Origin of the sequence: Anatilimnocola aquadivae (assembly GCF_049819085.1) — a bacterium.
GTDB lineage: Bacteria > Planctomycetota > Planctomycetia > Pirellulales > Pirellulaceae > Anatilimnocola.
Genome location: NZ_CP187419.1, coordinates 4,281,800 through 4,293,814, shown reverse-complemented (window position 1 = coordinate 4,293,814; position 12,015 = coordinate 4,281,800). Strand labels below are relative to the sequence as shown.

The window sequence follows — 12,015 nt, the reverse complement described above, 5'->3', positions numbered from 1 at the left end:
TCGCTGGGTGGCCGACATCTAGCAACCTCTGTAGGTTCTAATGTTGCTAGGCTGAGCGCCGCCGCAAACTCGGCCTGAGCTCCGACGCTCCCTTCTACTTAAACTTGTTCCGGTCCTGAGACAACTCCGGCAGCGTCTCACAGTTGCAGATCTCTCATGATTCTTTCGGCGATGATGTCGGGAGCGGGCGTAATATCGACCCGAATGGCGTCCTTGGGCGGCTCCAAAGTTTCGAACTGACTTTGCAGCAGGGCGGGCGGCATGAAATGTCCTCGGCGTTCCGCTTGTCGTTTAGCGATCAACTCCTGACTACCATGTAAGTAGGCAAACCGCACCACTTCGGGCCGATCCGCTCTGAGATAGTCGCGGTAATTGTGCTTGAGCGCTGAACAGGCAAGCACCAATTGTTCACCGCGATTAACAGCAGCTTCGATGTACTCGCGCAGCGCGTTCAACCACGGACGCCGGTCGTCGTCGCTCAGTGGCGTTCCGCGGCGCATTTTCTCAACATTCGCGGTTGGGTGGAAGTCGTCGGCGTCGACGAACTGCCACCTGAGTTCCGCAGCTAACAATTTGCCGACGGTTGTCTTACCTGAGCCCGATACTCCCATCAACACAACAATCATGATGCGACCCTCTGGAAATCCGCGCGGCGAACCTTCTCACGTTGTTTTTTCTCTTTGACTCAATGGCGAGTGCAGCAAGTATGGACAGACCGCGTTGTGAACTTCGTGAATGCTTTGTCATAGTCGGAATGCACATCCTATGCCGAGGCAATCTCGAAATCGCTACGAGAGATGCTATCTGATGTCGGAATGGCATTTGCTTTCAGCTGACCAGAAAATCGTAGCCCTCCAAATCAATGTTGATTCCGTGTCGATTCCTGTAGCGAAGCTAAAATAGAGGCTAGCTCGTTGCTCGTTACCGACTGCATAGATCGATCAATATGGAAAACATGACTGGCAATCGCTCCCTCGACTTTTTTCAGCGGGCGAATGGCGCTTACTTAGAACTTCTTTACACTGAATTCAAGGAGCGCCCCGATTCGCTCGACCCGCATTGGGCTCTGTTCTTTGCCGGGTTTGAGGCCGGATATGGAGAAGCAGCGAACGTAGCTAACACGCCGCCTGTCACTCAGAGCGACCTTTCCGACGGCGTGTCAGATCTCGCCCATTCGTACCGCGAGCTAGGGCACTTCGAGGCCACCCTCGATCCACTGGGCCACGCACGACCACAAAACTCACTACTTTCGCTGGCCCAATTCGGGCTCACCGAAGAGCACATGTCATGCGACGTCGGCAGCGGCACCTTTCTCGGTCCCACCGATGGCACGTTGCGCAGCCTGCTCGACCAATTGCGACAGACCTACTGCGCCAACCTGGGCGTGGAGTTCATGCATATCGCGAGCAAGGAGCAGCGCGATTGGCTCGTGGCGCGCATCGAGCCACATTGCAACGTTCCGCAACTTACTAACGACGAACGCCGCCGAGTGCTCGATCAGTTGCTGGCGGCCGAAACCTTCGAGACGTTTTTGCATACGAAGTATGTAGGACAAAAGCGTTTTTCCATCGAAGGTTCCGAAGCTTTGATTCCGCTGCTCGAAGCGGTAATTGAAGACGGAGCTGCGATTGGAGTCGAGGAAGTCGTAATGGGGATGTCGCACCGTGGCCGGCTAAACGTCCTTGCCCACGTGCTGCACAAGCCGTACGAATTCATCATGAGTGAGTTTGAAGGCACGACGCCTTGGCAGGAGTCAGAAGCAGATGGCGATGTCAAATATCATCTGGGCTTCTCGAACGATCGTACCGCGCTTTGTGGCCACCCGATTCATACTTCACTCAGCTACAATCCGAGCCATCTCGAATTAGTCGATCCGGTGATCCAGGGAATTGTGCGGGCCAAGCAGCAACGCAAGGGTGACGAAGGCCAGGCACTTGTCTTGCCCATGCTGCTACATGGCGAAGCTGCCTTCACCGGCCAGGGAATCGTTCCAGAAACATTGAGCCTCTCGGAACTTCCAGCCTATCGCACCGGCGGCACGATTCACGTGATCGTCAATAATCAGGTCGGCTTCACCGCAACGGCCGATCAAACTCGATTCACGCCCTACGCGACGGATGTTGCCTTGATGATTCAGGCACCCGTCTTTCATGTTAACGGCGACGATCCAGAGGCAGTCGTGCATGCTGCGAAGCTGGCCATTGCGTTTCGACAGCAGTTCAATGTCGACGTGCTGATCGATCTCTGGTGCTACCGCCGCCGCGGCCACAATGAAGCCGACGAGCCAGCTTACACGCAGCCGCGGATGTATGCGCAAATTGCTCAGCAACCAAGTGTCGTTCAACTGTACGCTAAGAGACTGCTTGGGACGGGAGACATTGATGAAGGCTACGTCGAGCGAACCACCGCGCAACTCCGGAATCGCCTGAATGAAGCGATGAAACTCGCCAAGCAGCGCCACCCTCAGCAGAAGATTCAAACATTAGGCGGGCTGTGGACGGGACTATCGCGCGGCGGCGATGAACATGCAGATACGGTCATCGGCCAAGAAGTTATCGACCGAATCGTGGACAGCTACCTCAAGCAGCCTGACGATTTCGCGATTCATCCTAAGCTGAAGTTTCTGACCGGTCGTCGCGAGATGGCCCAAGGCACGCGGCTAGTGGATTGGGGCTGCGGCGAAATGTTGTCCCTCGGCAGCCTGTTGCTGGAAGGGACGTCGGTCCGTTTGATGGGGCAGGACAGCGAACGCGGCACTTTCAGCCATCGGCATGCGGTGCTGCACGATGCGCGGACTGACGCGCCGTACATTCCGCTGCAACACTTGTCCGCACAACAAGGCTCGTTCACCATTCGCAACTCGATGCTCTCCGAATTGGCGGTGCTCGGCTTCGAATATGGCTTTAGCTCCGCCGATCCGCACACGCTCGTGATCTGGGAAGCCCAGTTCGGAGACTTTGCAAACGGTGCGCAGGCGATCATCGACCAGTTCCTTGTCAGTGCCGAATCGAAATGGCTTCGCATGAGCGGACTAGTGCTGCTCCTGCCGCATGGTTATGAGGGGCAAGGCCCGGAGCATTCGAGCGCGCGGCTCGAGCGGTTCCTGCAACTCTGTGGCGATAACAACATTCAGGTTTGTTACCCAACTCGGTCGGCACAATACTTTCACCTCCTGCGGCGGCAAATGCGGAGAAGTTTTCGCAAGCCGCTGATTATCATGTCGCCCAAGAGTCTCTTGCGCGACGAGCGAGCAGCATCTTCGCTGGCCGAATTCACTCAATCGAGCTTTCAGCCTGTGCTCGGCGACCCACAGCAGCCCGATCCCGAACTCGTGCGCAGGCTCGTCTTCTGCAGCGGCCGGGTTTTCTATCCGCTCGATGAGGCCAGACAAAAACGTGAGCAACAGAATCTGGCCATCGTCCGCATCGAGCAGCTATACCCGTTTCCGCAACAGCAGATACGCGCCGCCTTAGCTCAGTACCGTCGGCTCAGCGATATCTGTTGGTTGCAGGAAGAGCCGCGCAACATGGGCGCGTGGAGTTATCTGGAGCCCCGCTTGCGTGAGTTGCTCCCCAAGCATGCAACGCCGATTTACATCGGCCGCGATGAAGCGGCCAGTCCCGCCACAGGCATCTTCCACGTGCATGAAGCCGAAGAGAAGTCGTTCATCGAACAAACACTAGACATACCCGAGCCGGCTTCCACTCCGGCCGCAGTTAAAAGCGCCTAGCAGCAAGTGCAGAACATCATGTCGACCGAAGTAACCGTCCCCGCGATGGGCGAATCGATTTCCGAAGCCGTGATCTTGCGATGGCTTAAAGCCGACGGCGACCAGGTGGCTGCCGACGAGCCTATTTGTGAACTCGAAACCGACAAGGCGACTTTCGACCTTCCCGCGCCCGTCGGCGGAGTATTGACCGGGACGCGCGAAGTGGGCACTACCGTGCACGTGGGGGAAGTCGTCGCCCAGATTGATACCGCCGCCGTGGAAAAACCGCGCGCCAACGCAGCGACCAAGCCCCCTGCTAAGCAAGGAGCGAACGCACAACCACCCCCTGCGCAAGAATCTCCGCCCCGCGCCGCCCGCCCAGAAGTTCACAAGACTCAGCCATCGCGAGAAGAGAAACCGCAGCCAGTTCCATCGGCGAAACCTGATACTCCGAAACCCGTCCCGAAAACATACTCGCGACCCCATCCCGCCGCCCAACCGAGCAGCACGAGCCAGGCGGAAGGGAACGGTCAGCGCCGCGAGCCGATGAGCAAGATGCGCAAGCGCATCGCCGAGCGACTGGTTCGCGCGCAGCACACCGCAGCGATGCTCACGACGTTCAACGAGATCGACATGACGAACATTCTCAACCTCCGCGAGCAGCACAAGGAGCAATTCGAGAAGGCCCACGGCGTGTCACTTGGGTTGATGTCGTTTTTCTCTCGGGCAACCGCCCTCGCGATCAAGCACTTTCCGGTGATCAACGCAGAGATTGATGGCGACGACGTCGTGTACCACGAGGACCTAAACCTGGGCATCGCCGTGAATACAGAGCGGGGCCTGGTGGTGCCGGTGCTGCGCAATGCCGGTGCCATGTCGTTCGCCCAGATCGAGGGCGAGATCAAGCGTGTCGCGGCCGCGGCTCGCGACGGTAAACTTGCGCTCGAAGAGTTGAGTGGAGGGACGTTCACGATCACGAATGGCGGCGTCTTTGGCTCGCTCCTCTCCACGCCCATTCTCAATCCGCCGCAAAGCGCCATCCTCGGCATGCACACCATTCAGCGCAGACCGGTGTGCATCGGCAAACGCATTCGCGGCCGACGCATGATGTACGTTGCGCTTTCATACGATCATCGCTTGGTCGATGGCCGCGATGCAGTGCAGTTCCTCGTGAAGATCAAACAGCTGCTAGAAGAGCCGCTAGGCATGCTCTTGGAGGATTGAACTGCGAAAGCGATTGATCGCGGAAATCGTCTCAATGTTTCCTCTTCCGGGCACCGGTAAATGTTCGAGATGCCCAGACCATACGACGGCAGTTTACGGTGCAGCACAAGATAATGATTCTGGTGGACAGGCCCCAGAATCGGACCTGCGGGATGACCGGCAAATTCGGCGTGCAATCGCTTCTGTCCGACACTCCGACCGCAACTCGGCCGATGTGACCGAACCGAGTTGGCGCTGCAGATGCTATAGCGCAGCCGTTGGTGCAAAAGCCAACGGACCTAGCTGGGCGATTCAAGCCGTCTCCGCCTTCAACGACAACAACAGCTTCTCAAGAGCCACAAAATCCACCGGCTTGACAAGGTGGTGATCGAACCCGGCGGCTTGCGACCGCCGCTTGTCCTCGTCTTGCCCCCAGCCTGTCATGGCAACAACGATGGTGTTTTTGCCCCACGGCTGTTCTCGAATGCGGCAGCAGGCTTCATAGCCGTTGAGCTTCGGCATCCCAATGTCAAGCAAGATGACGTCGGGCCGGAATGCTTCTGCGACATCTACTGCTTGTAGACCGTCGTGCGCTGTACTCACGTCGTTCCCCAGCAATTTGAGCAATCGCCCTAGCGATTCGGCCGAGTCTAAATTGTCATCGGCGACCAGAATGCGGCGGCTAGTCGATTTAACCGGCTCGTCGACTACAGGCGGCCTGACTTTCTCAACAGCTGATAATACGAGCGGCAGACTCACGGTGAATTCGCTACCCCGCCCTTCACCTTCGCTGTGAACTTCGATGGTCCCGCCGTGCATTTCGACAAGCCCCTTAACCAGCGAGAGCCCGATTCCTAATCCGCCTGTCGTCCTCTCTAGCGCGCGGTCCACCTGGGTGAACATGTCGAATACCTTGGTGAGCATATTGGGCGGGATTCCGATGCCATTGTCGGTGACCGCCACGACCGCCATGCCGTTCTCACAACGGACAGCCAACCGAATCTGCCCGCCCGGGTGCGTATACTTAGCCGCGTTATTCAGCAGGTTGGACACTACCTGGGCTAGTCGGGTCAGGTCGCCATTCATCGAAATCGGTTCGTCCGGTAGTACGACGGCCAATTCGTGCCCGAACTGCTCAATTGTTGGTCGGCTCGTCTCCACGGCGGCGTCAATTACAGTTTTTAGTTCGACCCTATCCCGGCGGAGTTGCAACTTGCCGCTCGTCACCCGGCTCATGTCGAGCAGGTCGTCTACCAGCCGGACCAACTGCGTGACTTGCCGCTCCATCATGGCGCGGGTTTCTTCGATCGTTCCATTATCGCCGGCGAATCGCAGGACTTGAAGGCAGTTGCGGATCGGCGCCAGCGGGTTACGTAGTTCGTGAGCCAGGGTCGCCAGGAACTCGTCCTTGCGTCGGTCGGCGTCCCGCAGTTGGCCGACCAGCCGCTCCCGCTCCTCTTCGATAAGTTTGCGGGCGGTGATGTCCGCGACCGTACCGTCGAAGCTGACGAGCCGCCGCCCTAGCCCCTCGTGGTCGTAACTCGCACGCCCTTTGGCGAAGACCCAGCGGACAGACGCGTCCGGGTGAACCACGCGGTACTCCTCGGCATACGGGGTAGGGTCATCAATGCGGGTCGACGCTGCCACCGCCTCGTGCAGTCGCTCTCGGTCTTCCGGGTGAACGGCTGCGAATGCCTGCTCGTAATCCATAGCCTCGGTGGCACCTGTGAAGATAATGCGGAATCGCTCGTCGGTGGTTAGGGTGAAGGTCGCCGGGTCGACGTGCCAAGTACCCAACTCTGCGGCGTCGAGGGCCAACCGCCGCCGCTCTTCGCTCTGACGCAATGCCGCCTCGGCCTCGCGTCGCTCGGTCACGTCGCGCGTGGTCCCAGCTACCGCCTCAACCCCGCCGTCGGCTCCGATAATGGGCACAAAGATATAGTCGTAGTGCCGCCGCCCGTGCGTTCCGTTGAACGGCACCTCGCCGCGGATCGGCTGCCGCGTGGCCCGCACCTGGTCGATCTCGCGGTCGTGCATCTCCGCGTGCCACGGCTCGTAGCCGATCTCCAGGAACGTCTTGCCAATCGCGCCCTCCTGGCCGCGCCCCCACATCTTGATCAACGCATCGTTGGCATAGAGAACCTTGTGGTCGAGGCTGAAGACATACACGAAGTCCGGCGTGCTCGACAGCACCGTTTCGTACAAGCGCCGTTGGCGCTCCGACTCGGCGGCCAAGCGAACAATCTCTTGTTCGGCACGTTTGCGGTCGGAGATGTCGATGATCAGCGACATGCCTTCCGAAGTCGAGTCGTCGAACCGCGTGCCCGCGATGATCAGCGGCACCCGCGAACCGTCCTTGTGGAAGTATTCCTTCTCGTAGGGGGCGGCATGTCCGTCCGCTCGGATGGTGCGGATCCCCTCTTCATTGCGGAGGGTCCACTCGGTCGGGGTCATGTCGCGGAAGTTTAGCCGACCTTCGGCCAAGTCTTCGCGGGTATATCCGGTCATCCGCAGGAACTCGGCATTGGCGTCCAGGATCAGGCTGCTGTCCAGTTCCCAGCGGATCATGCCGACCACGTTCGACTCGAACACCCGGCGGAGCCGGGCCTCGCTCCGTTGCAACGCCTCCTGATTCACTTTCTGCTCGGTGATATCGCGGATATACGTGGTCAGTCCGCCGTCCGCAGTTGGAAACCCCTTTAGGGAATACCACCGACCAAACGGTTCGTAGAAGTTCTCGAACTCGATCGTCACGCGATCCGCCACTGCCCGCCGGAACTCGGCTTCAAACTTCGTGCCAACCAGCGAGGGGAAAACCTCCCAAACGTTTCGGCCGAGCATTTCGGACCGGGTCAGCCGGTTGATGCGTTCGGCCTCGGCGTTCACATAGACGATCCGCCAGTCGGCGTCATACCGCATGAAACCGTCGGTGACGCTTTCGAGGGTCGTTCTGGTCTGCTCCTGCGCCGCCTGCTGCTCGGCCTCGGCGCGGTGCCGTTCGCTGATATCACGGAATACCAGCACGCACCCAGTGATTGCTCCAGCCTGGCCTCGGAGCAGGGCGACACTGTCGTCAATGAGCCGTTCCGTGCCATCCTTGGCGATGAGTACGGTGTGGTTCGCCAGCCCGACGATGATACCTTCCTTCAATGCCCGCAACCCCAGGTTCTCGACCTCTAACCGGGTGGATTCGTTGACGATGCGGAACACCCGCGTGAGAGGAACACCTACCGCCTCGTCGTGCGTCCACCCGGTCAGAACCTCAGCGACGGGATTCATCGTTGTGATGTGGCCGTCGGTATCCGTGGTTATCACCCCATCGCCGATATTGCCCAGCGTGACTTGCAAACGTTCGGCCTGCTGACGAGCCATCTCTCCCGCTTTTTGGCATTGCTCCTGCGCGCGGCGGAAGGCTTCACCAAAGCCGATGAGAATCGACGCCGTGGCTAGGTAAACGAGCAAACCGACGACGTCGGCCGAGTTGCTCAGATCGAGTTGCCCGCGGGGTGCAATGAACAGATAGTGACAGGGCAGGTAGCCGAGAGCGGCAACGAGCAGCGCGGGCCGCCACCCGCCGATCCAGACGGCAACGCCGATTGCCCCGAACAAGGTGGCGAGCGGGAGTGTATCCCCCATCACCGGGTCCAGCAGCCAACGAAGCAACACCGCCGCAGTTAGACTTGCGAGCGAAATACTATATGCGAGAAAAGAGGCCGGGGCGGAACGGTTCATTAGCGATCTTTGCGCAAGACCACAGGTCTATCTCGAAAATCACAATTACGTAGGACCAGGATTTTGCCGGTGTTGACGAGTAACGTCAATCTGGTTTGAAATCAAGAACAAGAGGTCGGATCATCCAGAATTCCAGCCCCTTGCACCGCTATCGAATTCGACCTGCTTGCGGGACGCAATCGTCGTCAGGATTGAGCACCACGGCGTCGATGACAAGGACTAACAATTGTAGCCCACCAGATGGCAGCTGGAGAGCATTTCATAGCGTGCTTCGGTCCGACACGCTGAGGATTCGAAAAGACGCGGGGCAGTTCGCACCGGGCACGATCTCGGATTATTCTGCGAGTTAGATAGCCTTCTCATCTACACGCAGACAGCGATGTCGAGCGGCATGAAGCAAAGCCTGACAGTCGGCCAGCAGGACCAGCATCGGAGCCAGTGCCGGCGGTTCGGAGGCGTTTGATGCCAACGTCATTCACAACCGCCGTGACGAATTATCTGCGAGCCGGAACTCTGGCGCAGGGTACCAAGGCGGAGTACCACACCACGCTTAACAAGTGGCAGCAATGGGGAAATGGTGTTCCGCTGGAGAATCTGGGACGTAAAGAGCTCCGAGAGTTTTTGGATTGGGTTCATACTCAAGCAGTGGCCGAAGAAGGTTCAAACCCCGGTCGCACCGCGAACAAGGCACGCGCACATCTCAGGGCCATCATCGCTTGGGCGTGGGATCAAGACCTGATCGATTCGCTTCCGCGTTTCCCCAAGCCCAAAGAGCAACGTGACGTTGCGGGCCGGCACTATCTCACCAAGGCCGAACTAAACGCTCTCTACTTCGCTACCTATCAGATGAAACGGCCACGTGGGTGGTCAGAGCAGCATCCGATCGGGCGATATTGGCGCTGCGCTCTCGTTTTCTTCTACAACTACGGTCTCGACACCGGGACTATTTGGAAATCTACGCCTTCGCATGAACCCATCCTCGGGCGGCACGTCTGTTGGGACAAGCAGTCGCCTGACCGGGACGTGAAACAGCAATCACCTTGGGGATGGTTGTTCTACAAACGTGTGAAGACTGGTAAGACCTTCTATCGGCCGATGAATCGCGCGGTTCATTCCCATGTCAGGAGCCTTTTGCCCCAACGGGTAAATCCGGAAGATCCTATGTTTCTTGGCGGAGGCTCGCGGCCGAACGCTCGCTTCGAGGAACTATGGCAACTGGCTGGAATCAAGGCGAAGCTTGATGTCGAGTCGGGCACAGAAGAGCCATGGGAACTGAAGGACCTTAGGAAGACTTGTGCCACGTACTACGACGAGCACATGCCAGAGTCGTCAATCGAGATCCTGGGGCATTCGGTCGGCGGAATCACTTACCGTCACTACGCGCATCGAGCACCACTGGCTTTCAAAGCCATTATGACCATTCCGCAGCCTTCGGCCTTTCATTCCCTGGTAAAGGGCCAAGAGGGACAGTGTCCTTGCTGTCGACGCCTATTCGGCGAGTCAAAGTGACGGATGACGATCTGACCGACGCTAATACGCTAATACCTGAGCTAGAAATCTCCACTACGGACCGCTGCGCCCAAACTCGGACGCTTGGGGCGAGGTGTGAGGTTATCGAGTGCTTGGTTCAGACGCATTCATCTAGTGCGTGGATTACATCCACCGTTGATTGAAATCGGTCGGCCGGTTCTTTCGACAGGCAACGGGCGATCAGCGCGGCCAAACCGCCTGGGGCCTTGTGGCAGAACTCGGTAAGGAATGGCGGCGGTTGGGATAGGTGAGCAGCCAGGAGTTGACCAGTTGTTTTCGCCTGGAATGGTGGCCGGCCGGTCAAAGTGAAAAACGCCAACGCACCGAAGCTGTAAATATCGCCGCGGGCGTCAATGGCAGAATCCCCGGCTGCCTGTTCTGGGCACATGTACGCTGGGGTCCCTAGAACCATGCCCATCCGTGTAAGTCGTTGATCGTTATCGGACGAATCATGGACCAGCCCAAAGTCTAGTAGCTTCGTCACATCGGGTTGTCCTCCGAGCGTGGTGACAATTACGTTGCTGGGTTTTAGATCCCGGTGAACCAAACCCGCCGCGTGGGCCTCCGCTAACGCGCCGCAGATTTGGCGGAGCAGATGCACGGCGCGGCGCGCGGGCACTGGGCCCGATGCTTTGACCAGTTCTTCTAGCGTGGGACCATCAAGATACTCCATCACGAAGTAAAACGAGCCATCGTCTGCCTGGCCGTAGTCGTACACTCGAACGGTATTGACATGGCTCAACCCAGTGACGGCCTGTACTTCGCGGGTGAATCGGGACGCGTTCGACGGGTCCGCCGCCAGTTCACGGCGGATGAACTTCACCGCGCATGGCCGCTTCAATAGCTCATGTTCAGCGAGCCAGACTTCGCCCATCCCGCCTTCGCCGAGCTTCCGCTTCAGGGTGTACTGGCCCATTCGCTCTGCACGGCGCTCGGCATCGAAGGCTCGTTTTTGGAGCGCCGAGGCCCGGGTGGCTGCAAAGACTGCAATGGCCGAGGGGAACATCAGTGTCAACGCTTCTTGAACCACCAGTGGCAGGACGTGCCCATCGCGCAGCAACATGGGATTGATCACGACCGCCGAAAGTAGGGCTGCGATCGCAATAACAGCAAACGCAACAACAACGATGAGGCTCCGGCGGCGTGTATTAGGGATCAGCACGCCGTAAGCCAGGATCAGTATGGAAAATCCTTGCAGCGTGGCGAGCCCTTGAAACCCGATGGCCGTGATAGGTGAGACTTCAACGATCGAATCAGGATAGGCTAACCGCTCAAATCGGTCGTAGCCGTAAAACATGGCTTGGGATGCAAAGCAAATGATCTCCCAAACCCTCAGTGAGCGGAGCGACATTCCATCCCAACGCCAAAGCGCGAGAACGCCGATCAGGGCGACGACAAACGGAGGCGCGAACCTCCACCAAACCCCATTATCTGGGCGATGGGAAGGGACATTGTCGCCAAACGGGCTGGCAAAACTCAGTAGTTGCATCAGCACAACAAAGCTGAGTAAGAGCAGGTGGGCTAGGATCAGACGGGATCGCAGTAGCTGGCGAAGCTCTTCTTGAAATGCACGGCCTGATGAATTGATGCCGCCAGGCAAGGATGCTGGTTTGAATGCAGCCGTGACCGCTTGCTCAGTCGCCGGTTCTTTCAGGAAGTCGACGCTGCGATTATGGGCTCGGAGGAGTGCCTCCACGCGTTGACGGAGATCCGGCGAAGCGCCGCAGGCATTGTCCAAATACGCTGCGCGCGCAGCATTCGTCTCGCAGTCCAAGGCGGCTGAGAAGATCGTCATCAGTTGTTCGTCAGCATTCTTCATCGGCACTTACTGTACCTCAGCC

Annotated in this window: 6 protein-coding genes; 3 read left to right on the top strand and 3 right to left on the bottom strand. The window is 58.3% G+C overall.

The features are described 5' to 3' along the window. Positions 1-137: 137 nt before the first annotated feature. Positions 138-626, bottom strand: a complete 489-nt coding sequence (locus tag NA78x_RS17020) for a gluconokinase (protein WP_425613568.1) — start codon at positions 624-626, stop codon at positions 138-140. A gap of 320 nt (positions 627-946) precedes the next feature. Between NA78x_RS17020 and NA78x_RS17015 the strand changes: the two genes are divergently transcribed. Continuing rightward, entirely contained in the window at positions 947-3,730 is a 2,784-nt protein-coding gene (locus tag NA78x_RS17015; RefSeq protein WP_425613567.1) for a 2-oxoglutarate dehydrogenase E1 component, read from the top strand. Positions 3,731-3,748: 18 nt separating this feature from the next. Continuing rightward, positions 3,749-4,933 carry a 2-oxoglutarate dehydrogenase complex dihydrolipoyllysine-residue succinyltransferase gene (gene odhB, locus NA78x_RS17010; RefSeq protein ID WP_425613566.1) on the top strand — a complete coding sequence of 395 codons (1,185 nt, stop codon included), beginning with the start codon at positions 3,749-3,751 and terminating at the stop codon, positions 4,931-4,933. A gap of 291 nt (positions 4,934-5,224) precedes the next feature. On the opposite strand, the gene NA78x_RS17005 is transcribed toward odhB, so the two are convergent. Next, positions 5,225-8,644 (bottom strand): hybrid sensor histidine kinase/response regulator, encoded by a 3,420-nt coding sequence (locus NA78x_RS17005; RefSeq protein WP_425613565.1) that lies wholly within the window; start codon positions 8,642-8,644, stop codon positions 5,225-5,227. A gap of 462 nt (positions 8,645-9,106) precedes the next feature. On the opposite strand from NA78x_RS17005, the gene NA78x_RS17000 reads away from it, so the two are divergent. Then, the gene (locus NA78x_RS17000; RefSeq protein WP_425613564.1) at positions 9,107-10,153 is read left to right on the top strand and encodes a tyrosine-type recombinase/integrase; all 1,047 of its coding nucleotides are present in this window, start codon (positions 9,107-9,109) and stop codon (positions 10,151-10,153) included. Between the two features lie 118 nt (positions 10,154-10,271). Here NA78x_RS17000 and NA78x_RS16995 read toward each other — a convergent pair whose 3' ends face one another. Then, the gene (locus tag NA78x_RS16995; RefSeq protein WP_425613563.1) at positions 10,272-11,993 is read right to left on the bottom strand and encodes a serine/threonine-protein kinase; all 1,722 of its coding nucleotides are present in this window, start codon (positions 11,991-11,993) and stop codon (positions 10,272-10,274) included. Positions 11,994-12,015: the final 22 nt, after the last annotated feature.

Excerpts from the sequence above, each read along its gene's own strand:
- NA78x_RS17005 (WP_425613565.1), bottom strand. The coding sequence starts at position 8,644 with ATGAACCGTTCCGCCCCGGCCTCTTTTCTCGCATATAGTATTTCGCTC.
- NA78x_RS17020 (WP_425613568.1), bottom strand. The coding sequence starts at position 626 with ATGATTGTTGTGTTGATGGGAGTATCGGGCTCAGGTAAGACAACCGTC.
- NA78x_RS16995 (WP_425613563.1), bottom strand. The coding sequence starts at position 11,993 with ATGAAGAATGCTGACGAACAACTGATGACGATCTTCTCAGCCGCCTTG.
- NA78x_RS17000 (WP_425613564.1), top strand. The coding sequence starts at position 9,107 with ATGCCAACGTCATTCACAACCGCCGTGACGAATTATCTGCGAGCCGGA.
- NA78x_RS17015 (WP_425613567.1), top strand. The coding sequence starts at position 947 with ATGGAAAACATGACTGGCAATCGCTCCCTCGACTTTTTTCAGCGGGCG.
- odhB (WP_425613566.1), top strand. The coding sequence starts at position 3,749 with ATGTCGACCGAAGTAACCGTCCCCGCGATGGGCGAATCGATTTCCGAA.